Genomic DNA, 19,299 nt, shown 5'->3' on the forward strand with positions numbered 1-19,299 from the left:
GTAATCGCTGAGAAAACTGGTTACCCATCAGAGATGTTAGAAATGGGTATGGATATGGAAGCTGATTTAGGAATTGATTCTATCAAGCGTGTTGAAATCTTCGGTGCGATGACAGAAGCGAATCCATCAGTTCAAGGAGTAGATCCACAAGAATTAGCGGAGTTAAGAACATTAGCACAAATCGCTGAATATATTTCAGGAAAAGCAGGTGCAACATCAGCACCAGCAGCAGCTCCTGCACCAGCGACGGCTCCAGTAGCAGCAGCTCCAGTTGTAGAAACACCAGCTCCAGCAGCAGCAGGTGGCGTAACTAACGCAGAAATCGAAGCATCACTTTTAGAAGTAATTGCAGAGAAGACAGGTTACCCAGCAGAGATGTTAGAAATGGGAATGGATATGGAAGCTGATTTAGGAATCGACTCTATCAAGCGTGTTGAGATCTTCGGTGCGATGACAGAAGCGAATCCATCAGTTCAAGGAGTAGATCCACAAGAATTAGCGGAGTTAAGAACATTAGCTCAAATCGCTGAATATATTTCAGGAAAAGCAGGTGCCACTTCAGCGCCGGCAGCAGCTCCTGCACCAGCGGCGGCTCCAGTAGCAGCAGCTCCAGTAGTAGAAACACCAGCTCCAGCAGCAGCAGGTGGCGTAACTAACGCAGAAATCGAAGCATCACTTTTAGAAGTAATCGCTGAGAAGACTGGTTACCCAGCAGAGATGTTGGAAATGGGAATGGATATGGAAGCTGATTTAGGAATTGATTCTATCAAGCGTGTTGAGATCTTCGGTGCGATGACAGAAGCGAATCCATCAGTTCAAGGAGTAAATCCACAAGAATTAGCCGAGTTAAGAACATTAGCTCAAATCGCTGAATACATTTCAGGAAAAGCAGGCGCAACATCAGCACCAGCGGCAGCTCCTGCACCAGCAACGGCTCCAGTAGCAGCAGCACCAGCAGCACAAGGAGGCGTAACAAATGCAGAAATCGAAGCATCACTTTTAGAAGTAATTGCTGAGAAGACAGGTTACCCAGCAGAGATGTTAGAAATGGGAATGGACATGGAAGCTGATTTAGGTATCGACTCTATCAAACGTGTAGAGATCTTCGGTGCAATGACAGAAGCGAATCCATCAGTTCAAGGAGTAGATCCACAAGAATTAGCCGAGTTGAGAACGTTAGCTCAGATTGCTGAGTACATCTCTTCAAAGGCAGGAGCGTCCACCCCCAGTGTAGAGGCGAATACTAATTCGTCAATCGCGGAAAAAAAAAAGTCTACTAACGAAGTAGCAGAAACAACAGTTGCAGAAGATCATACTTCATTCCTTTCTGGAAACTATGATCGCGTAGCACGCTACGATGTACAGTTGAAATATATTCCCGAGCCAGATCAATTGGTGATCGAGAAAAATGCAGATGCATGGACAGTCATTACAAATGATGGCTCGGGATTAACAGTTTCTTTAGCTCAAGAATTATTGGCTGAAGGAAGAAAAGTAGCTGTATTGACCATGCCAGCTTCATTGGTTCGTCAATCAGCAGTGACTTTACCAAACGAGGTAAAGGAGATTGCTCTAGCTGAAATTTCTGATGATGCGATCAAAGCAGCATTAGCGCAAGTAGGTGGAGTAGATCAGTTTATTAATGTACATCCTCACTTTAGATTCCCGTTAGGTCAATGGGGTATGCATTTCGACAAAGAAAAAGAATTGTTGAAAGCAGCATACTTATTGGCAAAACACCTTAAGCCTGTATTAAATGAATATGCTTCTAAATCAACTAGAGCTTCATTTATGACAGTAACGCGCTTAGAAGGTGCTTTCGGAACGAAGAACCCTGGTAATGTTTCAGTAATCGGAGGTGGATACTTCGGATTAACGAAATCATTAAACTTAGAATGGACAAACGTATTCTGTAGAGGTGTAGATCTTTCTCCTCAATTGAAAGCAGAAGTAGCAGCAAAGAAAATCGTAGCAGAATTAAATGACGCTGACGTTTCTACTACTGAAACTTCTTACAATGAGGAAGGAAAACGTTTCACACTAGCAGCAGTTGAGCAAGAACATACAGCAGGTACAATGCGTACTTCAGGTATTACTTCTCAAAACGTATTCTTAGTAACTGGCGGAGCCAAAGGTGTAACGGCGGATTGTGTTAGAGCAATGGCGAAAACGTACAAGTCTAAGTTTATCTTAGTAGGTCGTTCGGCATTAACAACAGAAGAGCCAACATGGGCACAAGGTGTAGCAGAAGAGCCAATCTTGAAAAGAAACGCTATGATGTTCTTGAAGGAAAGCGGTGAGAAACCACTTCCTAAGACAGTCAACAGAATGGTAGGTGCGGTACTTTCTCAAAGAGAAATCCAAGAGAACTTAGCATATATCCAAAGCGTAGGCGCGGAAGCATATTACACTGCGGCAGATGTAACAGATGCTGAAAAATTAAAAGCAGCTGTAGCACCAATCGTTGCGAAAACAGGTGTAATTACAGGAATCATCCACGGTGCAGGTCGTTTAGCAGACAAACTAATAGAAAACAAAACAGCAACAGACTTCGATAACGTTTATGATGTGAAGATCTCTGGTTTATTAGCCGCTACTGCAGCTGCCAATATCCACGATATCCAACACGTTGTATTGTTCTCTTCTGTAGCCGGATTCTACGGTAACGTTGGTCAAACAGACTATGCAATTGCGAACGAGGTATTGAACAGAGTAGCACACTTATTCAAGAAAAACCATCCAGACGTACATGTTGCTTCAATCAACTGGGGTGCATGGGACGCAGGTATGGTAAGCGGAGAATTAAAGAAATTATTCGAAGCGCACGGTGTTTCTCTAGTTCCTTCTGATGAAGGTCCTGTAGCAATGGTGGATCAATTAAGTGACGCTTTTAAAGCACAACCTCAAGTGATTTTAGGTGGTACTTTACCACTTGCGAAAGCAGATATTACAGGTGATTTGAAAAGCTTTACGATCAAGAGAAATATGACTGAAGAGAAAAATCCTTTCCTTCAGCATCATATGATCCAAGGTAATGCAGTATTACCAATCGTAAACGCTTCTACTTGGATGGTTCAAACGGCGACGGATTTATATCCTGGCTTCAACATCCAAAGAGTAGACAACGCAAAGCTTTTCAAAGGAATCGTATTTGATGGTACTCAAGCGGAAGACTACACAATTAAAGTTACAGAAACGTCAAAATCAGAAAAGACTGTAACGTTGACAGTGAACGTTTCTAGCGATAATGGAGGTAAACTTCCGCTGAACCATTACCAAACGCAAATCACTTTGACTTCTGAACCAGTTGAAGCACCCGTATTAGCATTGCCAAACAGTGCCAATACACCAGCGGTTGCCGATGCTTCTTCAGTATATACAGACGGAACACTTTTCCACGGAGCGGATTTCAATGGTATCAAGTCAATCCTTGAGATGGACGAGAAAAACATGATTTTCTTATGTGAGCACGAAGGTGTAACAGAAGAACGTCAAGGTCAGGTTCCAGTGAAAAAAGTGAATCCTTACTTAATGGATATCATGTACCAAGGAGCAGTCGTTTGGGTACGCCGCTTCCACGGTGCAGCAAGTTTACCACTAAGCACGGATTACGTTGAGATCTTCGATGCTCTTCCATTCGGAAAGCCATTCTATGTGAAGATCGAGGTGAAAAAAGCAGATGACTTCTCTATGGTTTCAGACATTACAGCTTACGATGCTGAAACTGGAAAAGTTTATATGAAAAGTTACGGAGCGGCTATGACTATCAGCCGTGAATTAACTTGGCAATAAGTTGAGGGAAGAGTTTTGAGGTAAGAGGGAAGAATGAAGAGGGAAGAGATTTTAACCTTGATCTGAACCTTACCTAATAACTCTCACTTAACAGGCCCACACACACATCCTGGTTCAAGTCTTAAGCGATAGCGAGACTTGGACCTAGATTCTGAAAAAGTCTGTAGACTTTTAAATCTATAAGTCTACAGACTTATTCAGAATAACAAGCACAAGTGATGCTTCGCTCAACACTTGCGCTAGTAAAATATAATGATTCAGGTCTTTCGTTAGACCTGAGTCATCTAAGTGATAAAGTGGAAGACTTTATCATTGGTCTAGGTGAAAATCTTAGACAACAAAATTGAAAGAAAAACTCTTCTTGTTTGACCTTGAAGGGTAAAGCGTTAAGAATTGATTGAAGAGAGCCGTAAAGAACGATTCACTGTTTGAGCGCAGCGAGTTTGAATCGTTTAGGCGAAAGGAAACCAATTTAGCTTTAGACTTCAAAGTCTTGAATTTTTTGCTTCGTTTTTGTTTCAAGACAAAAATGAAGAAGAAGGAAAGAAAGTAGGGATAACCTATCAATTAAAACTTCAAGCCTTTTAAAAGAAGGTAAAGAAGAAAATAAGATATAGAATGAGTAAAAAAGACAAAATTGCGGTCATTGGTATGGGAGGTTTATTCCCTGGTTCATCTACACTAGATGGATTCTGGAATAACCTACTTGATAACAAAGACCTCGTGACTTTATCTGATGAAGTGACGTTCGGACAAGATCCCGATCGTCTTTATCATACAGAAAAAGGAAAACTGGATAAATGTTATGCGATTCGTGGTGGTTATGTTCGTAACTTCGAATTTGATCCATCGGACTACAAAATCCAGAGAGACTTACTAGCAAAACAAGACGATCAATTCAAATGGTCGTTATATGTAGCTCAACAAGCTTTAAAAGATAGTGGTTACTGGCAAAATACGCAGGACAAAAACTGCGGTGTTATTGTAGGTAACTTGTCTTTCCCAACGCGTCGTTCACGCCAGATTTTTGCTCCTATCTATGCAGATTTGGCCACTAAAGTATTCACTGAATTAACAGGAGAGGAAGTAAAAGTTCCTTTCGCTAATACAAGTTACTACGCCAATATCCATGAGACATTATTGACGAATTCACCTTCTGCCTTGATCGCTCAAGCGGTAGGATTGACTTCGACCAACTATTCATTAGACGCTGCTTGTGCCTCTAGTTTATATGCCATCAAATTAGCCATTGATGAATTACAATTGGGGAAAGCTGACATGATGTTGGCAGGGGCCGTGAGTGGTGCCGATCCATTGTTTATTCACATGGGCTTCTCTTACTTCCATGCGTATGCACGTATGAATGAAAAGTCTGCTCCTTTGGATAATACTTCAGGTGGATTGACTTCATCAGAAGGAGCAGGTATGGTCGTTTTAAAACGATTAAGTGATGCCCAAAAAGATGGTGATAAAATCTTAGCCGTTATTGATGGCGTAGGTTTATCGAATGATGGAAAAGGTAAATTCCTTTTAAGTCCTAACCCTAAAGGACAAAAACTTTCTTTCGAGAGAGCTTATAAAGGAACAAACTTGACTCCTGCTGAAATTGATTACTTAGAATGTCACGCGACAGGTACGCCTTTAGGTGATACGACAGAGATCAATTCAATCAGCGATTTCTTTGCACAAGAAGAAGTAAGACCTCCATTCTTAGGGTCTGTAAAATCAAATATGGGACACTTATTGACAGCAGCCGGAATGACAGGTATGCTGAAAGTGATCCTTGCGATGCAAAAGAAATTTATCCCTGCAACGATCAAAATTGACGGTGCAGTACATTCCAATGATCAGAAAGTTGGTAGAGACCAAATGATGTTGGAAAATAAAGAGTGGCCATTAAAAGGAGAGCAACCTCACGCGGGTATTAATGCTTTCGGTTTTGGTGGTACCAATGCTCACATGATCTTATCGGCTTACGATGAGAAAGTGGAGGTAGAAAAAGAACAAATTACATCGCCTAAGCAATCGCTTTCAATAGTAGGTATGGACCTTCACTTCGGTGGATGTGCCAGCTTAGAAGACTTTTACTTATCTCTTTATCAAGGACAGCAATTCTTTAAAGAGCTTCCGGCCAACCGTTGGAAAGGAATGGAAGAGTTGGAGACCTTGAAAAAAGGACTTGGGCTTGAAGATATTAAACGCTTGAAAGGAGCTTGGTTGGAAGAATTTGATTTGGATATTCTTCGTTTCAAAATCCAACCGAAAGAAGCGGAACGTTTAACGTTGCAGCAGACTTTAATGCTTACAGTAGCAGACCGTGCATTGCATGATGCAGGGTTAAAAGATTTAGAAGGAAAAGGAGCAAACGTTGCGGTATTGACGGCAATGGAATCTGAATTAGAAATCCACCACCGTATGGGACGTTGGGATCTAATTTGGCAAGTGGAAAAAGCATTGGAAATGGCAGGTCTTCAAATGGACGTGCAAAAGAAAGAATCACTTTCTGATGTTTTAAAGAACACTGTTTTCCAAGCCTTCGAAGATCACTCTCCATCAGAACATACTGGATTTATTGGTAATATTATCTCTAGTAGAGTTTCAGCACTTTGGGACTTCACTGGTCCTTCATTCACGATTTCTTCTAACGAAAATGCCGTTTATAAAGCATTGGATGTGGCGAGAAATATGTTGGCTTTAGGTGAAGTAGATGCCGTTGTGGTAGGAGCGATTGACCTTGCCGGAAGTATGGAAGGGGTATTAAGCCGTCACGTTTTAAATCCAGTTAATACCGGTGATATTTCATTTGGTTGGAATACAGAAACGAATGGTTGGAATATCGGTGAAGGTGCAGGTGCCATTGTAATCAAGAGAGCGGAAGATGCGAAAAATGATCGTGTGTATGCGCAGATTGATGACATTGCGATTGTACAGTCCAACCTGTCTTCTTTAAACGGAGAGATCAACAGTCAAACTGTAGCTCAAGGAGCGGAAGAGTTATTACAAAGTAATGGTTTGGACGCCTCTGATATTGGATTACTAGAAGTATCAGCTTCGGGTATTCCATCAGAAGATAAAGCAGAGATTGAAGGCCTGACTTCAGTATATCAATCAGAAGAAGGTAAGTTGACGTGTGCATTAGGTTCAGCCAAAGCAACGGTAGGACATACATTCTCAGCATCAGGTATCGCTTCTATTATCCGTTCAGCTTTATCACTTTATCATCGATTTATTCCTGCTGCACCTCAGTGGTCAGGTCCTAAATTCGAGGAGAAATTTAAAAACACACCTTTCTACGTTCCTCAGGTTTCATCACCTTGGGTCATCGAAGAAGGAAAAGATACATTAAGAGCGGCGATTTCAGGATTAGCAACAGATGGTTCTTCAGCGCATGTTTTAATGTCTGAAGGTTCGCATCCAAAGTTAGACGAACGTAGCCCTTATTTAGCCAAAGGAGGAGAGCGTTTATTCCCACTTTCAATTGAAAGACCAGCGGGAATCAACGAGCAACTTTTAGGCATTCTAACTGATGTAGAAACGCTAGGTTTCAATGAAACATCAGACAAACTTTGCGAAGCATTTAATCCTAATGCACCTATTAAGCCTATTTTCGTTGCGAAAAGCGAGAAAGAATTAATGCGTGATGTGGCGTTTTTCCAAGCCCACATGAAGGATGCTTACAAAGGAAAGAAAGCCTTACAAATGCCAACGGGTAGCTATTACAATCCAAACCCAATTGGGGGTAAAGTAGCTATGATGTACCCGGGTTCTGGCGCGGCATATCAAGGTTTCGGAGCTTCATTATTACAGATGTTCCCAAGCTTGTATGATCACATCAAAAATTCTGTAAACCACCCGAACAGAGCGTTCTTTACAGAATATTTATATCCAAGAACGTTGAAAAAGCCAACGGCTGAGGAGATCAAAAAACAAGAAGAGAATTTGGGAACAAATGCACTTCCTGTAATGGCGATCGGTGTGGCCTTTGCTTCTGCTTATACAACGCTTTTACAAGATATCTTGAAAGTAAAAGCCGATTCATTGGCAGGATACAGCATGGGTGAGACGTCTAGCCTGTGGTATTCTCAAGGATTCTGGGATGCTCATTTAGTAGATGAGAAGTTCTTGGAATCAAATATCTTCTCTGAGGTTGTAGGTGGGGCTATGACGATTCTTGGTGAAGAATGGAGGATGGATGCTGCTACTGCAAAATCAAAATGGAGAAGCCGTCTCATCACCTTAAATGCTACAACTTTAGGGTATGATACATTAGAAGATTGGTTCAGAGGTGAAGTAGAAGGGAAATACGAAAGAGTGTACCTGACTTTCATCAATACCGATTCTGAAATCATTATGTCTGGTGATAATGACATCTTAGAGGAAATCATGCAAAAGCATGCCCTTTCTTCAGTGACATTAACCATCAACAACTGTGTGCATCATCCTTTCATCAGCCGTGTAACGGAAGAGTTTATTACGATGCATCACCTTCCATTACAGAAGGCGATTCCTCAAACGGTTTACTCGGGGGTTACACAAAAGCCTTTAGCCTTAAACGAAGATGACATTGCCAAGAATGCCAAAGATGTCTGCTGTGAAGAAGTAAACCTTCCGAAGTTGATCAGAAGCATGCATGCAGATGGACATGAATTGTTTATCGAAGTAGGTGCCAATGCAACGCTTTCGAGATGGATTGGTGAGATCTTGAAAGGAGAGGAGTTTGCAACAATTGCTACAGACCGTAAAGGTTCTGATTCGTTGAAAAGCTTTATGGGAATGATTGCTCAATTGTTAGGTCAAGGCGTAGAACTTGATCTTCAAGCCATCATTGCGAAGACGTCAACGAAAGGCATTCAAAGAAAGAAAATCTATAAGACTTTACATACAGGAGGCAACCGTTTTGAAGAATTCGCATTTACTGCGGAAAACAAAGCAGCCTTCATCAATTCAACAAACAGAGTCAATACAGCGGAGCCTGTGCTAGCAGGAGAGGAATTTGACATGTTTGCTTTATCAGAAAAAGAAGAACAAACAACCACCAAAGATATGGATAAGAATTCAACCTTAGATGTGATTGAAAATAAGGTGAAACAAAAGATTGCTGAGAACGGCTTGGCACTTTATGATTTCGATGCACCGGATTACAAAGCGAGCAAGAAAGATGCGATCTGGGACGAGCAAGATCTTTTGACTTTTGCTACTGGAAAAATCTCAGATGTATTCGGACCTGAGTACTCAATTATCGACACGTATCCTTGTCGTGTAATGTTGCCAATGCCTCCATACTTGTTGGTGAGCCGTGTAACAAAATTGAATGCGAAAACGAATGAGTACAAGCCATCAAGCTTGACAACGGAATACGATATTCCTTACAACTCTTGGTTTGCAACTGACGGACAAATTCCTTGGGCTGTTGCCGTAGAATCTGGTCAGTGTGACTTATTATTAATTTCATATTTGGGGATTGACTTCCAAAACAAAGGAGAGTACAAATACCGTCTATTAGACTGTACATTGACTTTCTTGGATGACCTTCCTTTCGAAGGACAAACGTTACGTTATGACATCAGCATCGATAGCTATGTACGTAATGGAAACAACCTTCTTTTCTTCTTCCGTTACGATTGCTACGTAGAGGACAGAATGGTATTGAAAATGCGTGGTGGATGTGCAGGTTTCTTCAACGAAGCGGATCTTGCAGAAGGCCAAGGCGTTGTTTACAAGCCAGAGGAATTAGAAGAAAGAAACAACCGTAAGAAGCAATTCTTCGAGCCATTATTACACTGTGATAAAACAACATTCAACCAAGAGGAGCTTTTAGCATTAACTCAAGGTGATTTAGCAGGTGTGTTTGGTTCGGATTACAATACATTAGGTAGAAACAAATCATTACGTCTTCCTCCAAAAGACATCTTAATGTTAGACCGTATCACGAAGTTGGACATCAAAGGTGGTCACGCTGGTCTAGGATGGATTGAAGCTGAGAAAGACTTGAAAGCAGACGATTGGTACTTCCCTTGTCACTTCAGAGATGACGAAGTTTTAGCGGGTTCATTACAAGCTGAAGGTGGCGGACAGTTACTACGTTTCTTAATGTTATACATGGGTATGCAGCGTTTGACTAAAGATGCTCGTTTCCAACCTGTATTAGACATCCCTCAAAAAGTAAGATGTCGTAAAGAAGTAAATGCCAAAGACGGTAAATTGATCTACCGTATGGACGTGAAGGAAGTAGGTTTAGTACCTGAACCTTACGTAGTGGCAGATTTAGAAATCGTTTATGATGGATTGTCGTCAGTGTACTTCGAAAACCTAGGTCTTCGTTTACAAGAAAAAGACAACCCTCAATATAAAAAGGATTTAGCGAACACGAATCACGGTGTGTATGTGAAGCCTGTAAACAAAGAGGTTTTACTAGACGAAGGTGATATCACACAATTCGCATTAGGTCCAGTATACAAGTGTTTCGGTGATGAGTACAAAGTATTCGAAGGACGTTCTTTATCACGTCAGCCAAACACGGATCTTCAAGTGATCTCAAGAGTATTGTCAATCAGCAATGAAAGACACGACTTCAGTAACAACCCTACAATCATCTCTGAGTACGATGTGCCTGTAGATGCTTGGTACTTCAAGCAAAATGCTTCTCCAGTAATGCCTTACTCAGTATTGATGGAAGTTGCCTTACAGCCATGTGGATTCTTAGGTGCTTACTTAGGTTCTACTTTATCAGTGCCAGACAAAGACTTATTCTTCCGTAACCTTGACGGTGACGGTGAGATGCTAGTAGATGTAGATCTTCAAGGAAAAACAATCACGAACAAAGTAGTGATGACGTCACATACTAACCTTGCAGGTACAGTATTACAACGTTATACATTCGAACTTTCAGTAGACGGTACAGTATTCTACGTAGGTTCATCTTCATTCGGATTCTTTACAGTAGCAGACCTTTCTAGCCAAGCAGGTTTAGACTCAGGCGAGAAAGTAGCAGCATGGAAAGACGTAACGGATTATGACCAATCGAAAGCCATCACTTTCAACTTGGATTCATTATTCGGTAAAATGAAATTATATAAGTCTACCAACCCAGCTTCACCAAGATTACACTTGGCAGAAGATCAACTGAACTTGTTAGACAGTGCAACAATCATCAAAGAAGGTGGTAAGTACGGTAAAGGATATATCCACGCCACTCGTGCCATCCATAACTACGATTGGTTCTTCACTTGTCACTTCTACCAAGATCCTGTAATGCCAGGTTCATTAGGTGTAGAAGCAATTCACCAAGCAGTACAAGTTTGGGCTTTACAACAAGGGTTAGGTGACGGTTTAGCGAACGTTGGTTTCAACCACCACGCTCCAAACAAAACCGTTTGGAAATACAGAGGTCAAATCCTTCAAGGTGATCCAACAATGAACTTGGACTGCCATATCAAAGAAGTAACAAAGGAAAACGGTAAAGTCGTAATCCTTGTAGATGCGAACCTTTGGAAAGGCGATCTTCGTATTTACGAATTGACTGATCTTTCATTAGTAATTGGTTAATTCCAACCGCATGATCAACCCATGATTTAAATCATGGGCTGATGATGCGATATGCGATATCGCAAGTGTTAAGCCGACAGGCGTCACTTGTGATTCAACATTGGCGAAGTCTCCTGACTTCGAAATAAATACAAAGTAGGATTCGAAGTCGGGAGACTTCGCCAATAACTTAGTTCCAAGTGACGCTAACGCTTAACACTTGAAACATTAAAAAAAAATTAGAATGTAAATGATTAAGAACCATAAGAATCTTCATTCTTAACTCTTAATTCTTAATTCATAAAAATGGATACATTGACAATTAAAAATAACGGCTTGAAATCAGCAGCGATCTCTACTTCCAAGTGGTTTGGTGCTTCAAGCTTTGCAAAATATACAACGGAGGAGATCAAGCAGCAGTTTGAGAAATTAGACAAGCAGTTGTTTGTGATCAGAAACCAAGAAGGTACAGTAGGTGTAGCAGATGGAATGGGAACAGCCTCTTCATCGGATTTACAGTCTGCAGAACTTTTAGCGAATATTCCAGCTTATGCGCCAGAAGCATTGGGTGATCCTTCATTCAGAGCGGCGTATGGTTTGAAATATAACTATATGGGTGGTGCAATGGCGAACGGTATTTCTTCGGAAGACCTAGTGATTGCTTTAGGTAAAGCAGGGATGTTATGTTCATTTGGTGCGGGTGGATTAATACCTTCAAGAATTGAGCAGGCGATCGACAAAATCCAAGCGGCTTTACCAAACGGTCCTTATGCGTTCAACTTAATTCACTCACCGAACGAGGTAGCTTTAGAGCGTGAAGCTTGTGAGTTATTCTTAAAGCGTGGTGTGAAAGTGATTGAAGCTTCAGCATTTATGGATTTAACGCCATTCGTTGTGAAATTCAGAGCGGCAGGGTTAAAGAAAAATGCAGATGGATCGATCCATATGGAGAACAAGATCATCGCTAAAGTATCTCGTTTAGAAGTAGCGGAGAAATTCATGCGTCCAGCTCCAAAGTCAATCTTAGACAAGTTGGTAGCAGAAGGTCAGATTACTGCTGAACAGGCAACATTGGCGTTATCAGTGCCTATGGCAGATGACATCACTGTAGAAGCAGATTCGGGTGGACATACAGACAATAGACCATTGGTATCTTTATTACCATCAGTATTGTTGTTAAGAAACAGAATCCAAGAGGAATTGAACTACCCTGAGCAAGTACGTGTAGGTGCTGCCGGTGGTATCTCAACGCCTCAATCTGTATTAGCGGCTTTCGCTATGGGTGCGGCGTTTGTAGTAACAGGTTCAATCAACCAAGCATGTTTAGAGTCAGGTGCATCAGATCACTCTCGTAAGGTGTTAGCACAAGCGGGAATGACAGACATCATGATGGCGCCAGCATCAGATATGTTTGAGTTAGGAGTGAAATTACAAGTGTTAAAGAAGGGAACATTGTTCGCTTTAAGAGCACAAAAATTATACGATACGTACATCGCTTATGATGGCATCGATGCGATTCCAGCCAAAGAGCGTGCTACGTTAGAAAAGACGGTCTTCCAAGATACTTTAGAGAATATCTGGAAGATGTGTATTGAGTTTTTCCAAGAGCGTGATCCAGAGCAAATTACAAGATCAGAAAACAATCCAAAGCGTAAGATGGCATTGATCTTCCGTTGGTACTTAGGACTTTCTTCATCATGGGCTAACCGTGGTGTGAAAGGCAGAGAGTTGGATTACCAAATCTGGTGTGGTCCTGCCATGGGTGCATTCAACGAGTGGGTAAAAGGTACTCCTCTTGAAAACTGGGAAAACCGTAAAGCAGTAGACGTTGCTCACGCATTGTTCAACGGCGCTGCCTACTTGTACAGATTGCAATACTTAGAAATGCATGGCGTACAAATCGACGGCAAATTCAAAGCAGCAAGTGTGAAATATTAATTTTCACGCTTAGCTGTTCATTCATATCTTATTTATTCTGATTGACCCCGTGGCTTATGGCGATGGGGTCTTTTTTATACAAGTGTATTTGTGAAAATAATATTATCATTGTTGTAGTCATATGCCCATGAAAAGCATGGTTCATCTTTCTTATTATAATTATACACACGTATATTAGGATGAATACTTTCGGATATCATAGTACCAAATTTAAAAGCTAATGAGTTTGGTCCTGCATAAAATAGATGAATAGTTTTGATATTTGAATTTTCTTTTATCTCATCAAGAATCTTTCTAAATTGTTTTGATAGTGCATTAATTTCTTTAATTGTTTTAAACCTATCTCTTTTCCCATTTTCAATATTTGGTAACTTCAAATTATAAAATTTGTAATAATCTTGAATTACCTCTAGACAATCATCTTTTGAAATATTAAATGAAACACTAATTGATAAAATTACATCTTGTGATGAACTTTTTTGAATAATAGGTTGATCAAAAGTAAATAATTTAGGTTTAGTAATTAGGTTTTTAAATTTACAGTAAGAAAGTTGATTCCATTTTTGCTCATCCCTCTTATAATCAAAAACATGAACTTTTTGTGTATCACTTAATTTTGTTCCAAGTCTGAATGTTAAAGGAATTCTAGAAATTCCCCAATATGCTAATTCATGATGCATAAATGAATTTTTTAAGCTTTCAATATCAATAATTTTTTGATCTTGATTAGTTATAGCTTCTTGATAATTACCATTTAATTGATGATCTATTTCATCTATTGTAATTACACGGACTTCATACCTACGAAAATCTTTACAAGCTACCTTTTGATTAAAGTCGGGTAGATTTATTGGTTTTAAACCTTGGTGTTTAATTGCTAATAAATTTAGAGGGTACTTTACTTTACTCCATAATTCGTATTTACTTTTCAATAAAAAAATAATAATTGATGTAATAATAAATATTACTCCTAAGATTAATTCAATACAATTAGTCTCAGTGTCCTTATTGAAATTAATTGACTGAGATTCATTATTTAAAATAATAACGAATCGCTCCCAAATGTTAATATTAAAACTGTCTTTAACTAAATAGATACCTAAACCAAGTATTGCATAGCATATTTTATTGTAGAAATCTAAAATGAATAAATTGATTTCTAGTTCTTTGTGTTTTAGTTTAAACATTTTCTTTTTTTAGTTTAATTACATTTTTTTGTTTATCAGTCACCCAAATTTCAATATTCTTTCTACCTACAATTATTGAAATTAAAAAGTCTAAATATAAGTTATCTTTCATTATACGTCTTTTCCAATCATTTTTATCAATGTTAGAAGGGGTAGGATTATCTTCTGCATGTGTGTGCCACTCTCCCAAATAGTTTTCAGTTTTCTCTGATTCTTTCCATCTTGTTTCCACTACTTTCTGATGATTTTCCTGTTTTCTTTTAAAAGAATATCTTTTTCTAATGTCATCGGGAAATGGTATTGTAATCTCATCAATTATTAAATTATTAGTACCTATTAATTTTCGACCAAGGATGATACCTCCGGCTTCAGTACTATCTGATTCAATTTGTTTAAATGTGGTTAATTTATTAACAATATCTTCGTTTATCTGGATTATACCACTTACAGGCAATCTAAACTTTAAAGCTTTGCACATGTTTCACAATTATTTTTTTTAAAAGAATACCTTGCGTTAAACAAATCCTCAGAACTTAATTCATACCTTTTGGATAATTTGTAATGATTATCAGTAAATGTTTTACTATCTCCTTTCCAAGAAATAATTGGGTTATCTTCCTCGTTTCCTAAAAGATATTTCAATGCAAGTCTAACACAAGTATTAGCAGACTGTTGTGAATCTAGAATTCCATATGGAGTGAAAACACTTGAACAACTTGAAATGCTTTTGATAAATGATTGATTAGGCGAGTAAAATGCGGCTTCGTTGTGGTTTGTAATTGGATCCATTAAACATCGGTAACATCCCTTTTTGGTATTATTGATTAAAATACTATGTCCTCCTATTCCATATGGTTCTACCCAAGTTATTATTAATGGAACTTTGTGTTTACTGATCAATAAATCATTTAACCATAAATTAATAGTAGGGTTTCCAGTAGCTGATATTATTAAATCGTAGTCCTTTAATGTAATATTTTTAATTTTTATAGCTTTTTCGATTGTATTATTTTCAGTCGAAATATTACATCTAATGACTGATTTATTAATAAAATTTTTTAAGCATTCTGTTTTTAATTTATTAATTGAATTTAAACCCAATATATGCCTATTAATATTATCAGGTGTAAATTTATCATTATCTACAAGAGTTAAATTTACAATCCCAGACTTAACCAGATAATGGGCAACAAAACCTCCTACTGAACCACAACCAATTAATAATACTTTCTTGCTTTTTAGATCATTATAGGCACCTCCTCTATTATTAAAATAGTTTGAATCTAATCTATTGATATAAGAAACATCAATTTCAATTTGTTCTGAACTAATTGAAAGCCCCCTTTTTTTTATATCGAGTCCTATTAAGCATTCGCTTAAGTTTGGAGCTATAAAATGCAATAATATTTTCGAAGTTTTATTAGTATGCATTAAGGTGTTCAACTTTGCTTTATTATTTTTGCTTAAGCGTTCTGTTATTGTTTTTATAGTTTCATCTCTGTACCATTTTTTGTCAAATTCAATGGGTTTTATTGGTGAATCAAGGTGAACATAAATGTAAGGTTCTAATTCATCTATTTTCTTATTTTGAATTGAACTTAAGTTGCTTTGCTTTAGCTTAGTTTTACTTTCAGATAAAAATATTGTGTTATTTATTTTGAATGCCTTAATTTTTTTTATTGAATCATGAGTATCGACTAGTGAATAGGCAGATTTTTCTATGTATTGATTTGACTTTAGATAATTATCGAATTCATTATAAAAGTCATCTTTATTTGAACCAGAAATACCATTGTCTAAAGTTGAAACTGCAAGATTTATACTTTCTTCTATTATCCCTTTTGGATTCTTGAAATCAAGAACTAATCCTTCATCATGGGCAAAACAAACAAAACCATCAGGTTCAACATGGGGAATAAATCCATATTGATTAAATGATTTGATAAAAAAAATCGGCTTTACAAGTGGGAAGTTTTCATTAAACCCTATGTAGAAAGACTCCAATTGATTCTGAAATTTCATTTCAAATTTGAAAAGAGATTCAACTCCTCTTTTCGGTTTGATAGAAGAGTCTGTTTTTTCAATATTTGAAATGAAATTAATTGATTCTAAATGATTTGTGATTTCTCTAATATTCATTTAAGCTGATTCTCCTGAACTAGTTATGGCAGGTCTTGATGATTTTTCTGAAATTGTTTCTTTCTTGATAATAGGAAAATCAGGTCCTAATACACTGCTTATTATTTTAGAGGCTTCATGAGGGTCGATATTATCTCTTGCATTTACTAATTTAGTTTTCAATACTGTCAGTTTATCCTTAAAGTTTTGCATTTGTATAGGAGTCATTTCAGAAAAAAGATTATTGTAAGGAGAAACGGGTAAATGAACTTTAATATCAGACCAAATACTTGAATTATTTATTTGATTTACAGTATATATTAAAGCTTCTAAGTCGTTTACTTCTAATTCATTAGTAAAAACATTTTTTGTGAAAGGACTAAAGTGATCATAAGTTAAAGCTGTTAATGCTATTCCTGTTGGTTTACCTGAACCACTATTTTCACCTTTAAATGCTTCCTCTTTCCATCTTTTAAGATACTTAATTATTCTTTTAAATTGCTTTCGTTGTTCTGTATCTAGAAACTTATCATTAATTTTTTCTTTAAGTTCTTTTGGAGAGGATTCATCCCATCTTTTTTCAGCCTTTAGAGATGTTTCTTTTCCTCTTGCTAAATAATATTTTTCATCAGAGTTTTTTCCAGCATATATTGCGAAGTCGACATGGTACATGTCTTCACCAGCTTTCGTGTATTGAACTGTTATGCATGGTTTTTTCCATTTTACAGTTCTATTTGCCTTTTTATCTAATGCATCAAAGATCCATTTTTTTACAATAGTTGGGTTACTATAGTCATCTTTATTTATATCTAAGACTATAGCTACGTCAATATCAAAATCACCATCATCAATTGGTTTAACACCCGTATACATTGCATAACTACCTTGATTGAACCATTGGTATTTAATTTGGTCATTTTGATCAAGTGTTAAATTCTTATTATCAAAATATTTTTTTATGTCATTCAATAATAAATCTCTTTTTTCTCGTAAGATTTTATTGCTTTCTTCAACTCTATCTAAATCTTTAATTCTGATTTCATCATGGAAATCTTGAAAGCATTTTTGTATTTGTTTGTCCATCTTATTGAAGGAAAGGTTTAAGTTAAGATATGATATAATATAAATTTGATCATATTTAGAGATTAATTTTTTACAACATTCCTAAAAAATCACCAGTAAAGATTAAAAGGTTTTAGTTCATTTTCAGTCTGCTGTTAGGTTCTTTAAATTTAAAAACTCTTTGTTAACATAGCAAACAATTAAATTAAGAAATACGAAAAAAAGAAAGGGATTTTGAGGTGAGAGGCGTTTTGAGGGAAGAGGTATGAATGAAGAGGGAAGAGGAACTTGTGGTTTGTAAGTCGTTGCAAGCAACGCTTCTACATGTGTGATTTATTAGGTTAGTGCTATTATTGGAAGTTTACCGTTTTGTAGAGACACAATGCCTTGTGGCTCACATACCATTAGCAATTAACATTAGGTTGGATATTTGATTTTGGGTGATTGGTGATAAGTCATAGACTTATACAAAACGCAAGTTCTTAGTGACGGCTAACGGCTTGACACCAAGAACAGTGGGGGAGAGTCGTTCTGAAATTACAAGAAGAGCACTGCCACTGTTTTATACCTTTTAAACAATAATGCTTATTACAATCACATTTTTTACAGGTAATACCCTCTTTTTCACGAATTAACTTATAGTGATCAATACAGGACTGATCATCAGGAAAACTTTCAGTAAATTCTATTATTTTCATAACTTCTAATTTAAATTCTTAAACTAAATTAGAGGTTCAGGACATATTCTTAATACGTACTGTTATTTAAGCGGATAAGCATATAAATCAATATAAAAGCTCTTAGTGATACCTGTCGGCTGAACGCAAAGAACAGTGGAAATTTATTAAAACCTTATTATGATTGAATTAATTAAATCGATTAAAGAACTCCATAAAACTTTCTTAAAAGAAGAAATAGATGTTGAAAATGAGACACTAATAACTGATAGCCAAATACTTGAATTGGAGAAGGAAATTGGTTTAAAATTACCTTCTGACTATGTGATGTTTTTAAAAAACGTGAACGGTCTAACATCTTATTGTGGAGGGTATTCTTTTGGCTCCTTTTTGGGGATTAATGATATTAGATTATCATCTGAAAGGGAATCGATGCTTTTAGAGCTATATGGCTCAGAAAATGAGTTTAAATGGTTAAAAAAAAGTATTGTTATTGGAGGTTTACCTGATGAAGAAACATTACTTCTTTTATCTAAGGAGAAAGGTAAATATTATTATTATATGTATGGTGCATGGATACCTGGTTTTATGAAATTTGATTCTTTATCATCTTATCTAGAAAAATATTTAAAAGCCATGAAAGAGAATATTGAATTAAATGGTTAACTCTCCTATGAAGGAGATATAAAGCTTGTATTTTTTTGTTATAAGTTATAGACTTATACAATAATATAGTTCTAAAGAATACCTTTCGGATTGATAATTAGAATAGTGTGGAGGGACAGTGAGTAGGGACTTTTTTGTTAATTATAAATTTTGATTTCGATTTTGTCACAAGTTGTGACAGAATTAGTTAAGTGTTCTTGAAATGGATTTTACAAGCTCAGGTCTTCAGGTATAGGAGTTTTTTGCTTGTGGTTCGTTGGGGCTGTCGCAAAACCATCAAAAATTCCAAATACTCTTCATTTTTAAATCGTATGAACATAAACAGTTTAAAAATG

Annotated in this window: 8 protein-coding genes and 1 pseudogene; 4 read left to right on the top strand and 5 right to left on the bottom strand. The window is 37.4% G+C overall.

Going from position 1 to position 19,299, the window contains the following annotated elements; genetic code table 11:
- The 3 genes from IC221_RS28105 to IC221_RS28115 all read left to right on the top strand — a co-directional run.
- Positions 1-3,792, top strand: a 3,792-nt coding sequence (locus IC221_RS28105; protein WP_188172123.1) for an SDR family NAD(P)-dependent oxidoreductase, incomplete at its 5' end; no start/stop codon positions are given.
- Positions 3,793-4,410: 618 nt separating this feature from the next.
- On the top strand, positions 4,411-11,337 hold the full coding sequence (locus IC221_RS28110) for a beta-ketoacyl synthase N-terminal-like domain-containing protein (protein ID WP_188172124.1): 6,927 nt from the start codon (positions 4,411-4,413) through the stop codon (positions 11,335-11,337).
- Positions 11,338-11,622: 285 nt separating this feature from the next.
- Positions 11,623-13,254: a PfaD family polyunsaturated fatty acid/polyketide biosynthesis protein gene (locus IC221_RS28115; RefSeq protein WP_188172125.1), complete on the top strand. Its 1,632-nt coding sequence runs from the start codon at positions 11,623-11,625 to the stop codon at positions 13,252-13,254.
- Between the two features lie 74 nt (positions 13,255-13,328).
- Here the strand turns inward: IC221_RS28115 and IC221_RS28120 are convergent, their stop codons facing one another.
- The 5 genes and pseudogenes from IC221_RS28120 to IC221_RS28140 form a co-directional block, all read right to left on the bottom strand.
- Positions 13,329-14,441, bottom strand: a complete 1,113-nt coding sequence (locus IC221_RS28120) for an SAVED domain-containing protein (protein WP_188172126.1) — start codon at positions 14,439-14,441, stop codon at positions 13,329-13,331.
- Positions 14,434-14,919 (bottom strand): Mov34/MPN/PAD-1 family protein, encoded by a 486-nt coding sequence (locus IC221_RS28125; protein WP_188172127.1) that lies wholly within the window; start codon positions 14,917-14,919, stop codon positions 14,434-14,436. The genes IC221_RS28120 and IC221_RS28125 overlap by 8 nt, the downstream gene beginning before the upstream one ends.
- Positions 14,904-16,580: a ThiF family adenylyltransferase gene (locus IC221_RS28130; protein WP_188172128.1), complete on the bottom strand. Its 1,677-nt coding sequence runs from the start codon at positions 16,578-16,580 to the stop codon at positions 14,904-14,906. The genes IC221_RS28125 and IC221_RS28130 overlap by 16 nt, the downstream gene beginning before the upstream one ends.
- The gene (locus tag IC221_RS28135; protein ID WP_188172129.1) at positions 16,581-17,642 is read right to left on the bottom strand and encodes a cyclic GMP-AMP synthase DncV-like nucleotidyltransferase; all 1,062 of its coding nucleotides are present in this window, start codon (positions 17,640-17,642) and stop codon (positions 16,581-16,583) included.
- Positions 17,643-18,142: 500 nt separating this feature from the next.
- Positions 18,143-18,319: pseudogene (locus IC221_RS28140) on the bottom strand (transposase); the annotation flags it as partial.
- Between the two features lie 159 nt (positions 18,320-18,478).
- Between IC221_RS28140 and IC221_RS28145 the strand changes: the two are divergent.
- Positions 18,479-18,964 (top strand): SMI1/KNR4 family protein, encoded by a 486-nt coding sequence (locus tag IC221_RS28145; RefSeq protein WP_188172131.1) that lies wholly within the window; start codon positions 18,479-18,481, stop codon positions 18,962-18,964.
- Positions 18,965-19,299 lie beyond the last annotated feature (335 nt).

Origin of the sequence: Flammeovirga sp. EKP202, from assembly GCF_014534745.1 — a bacterium.
Lineage (GTDB): Bacteria > Bacteroidota > Bacteroidia > Cytophagales > Flammeovirgaceae > Flammeovirga.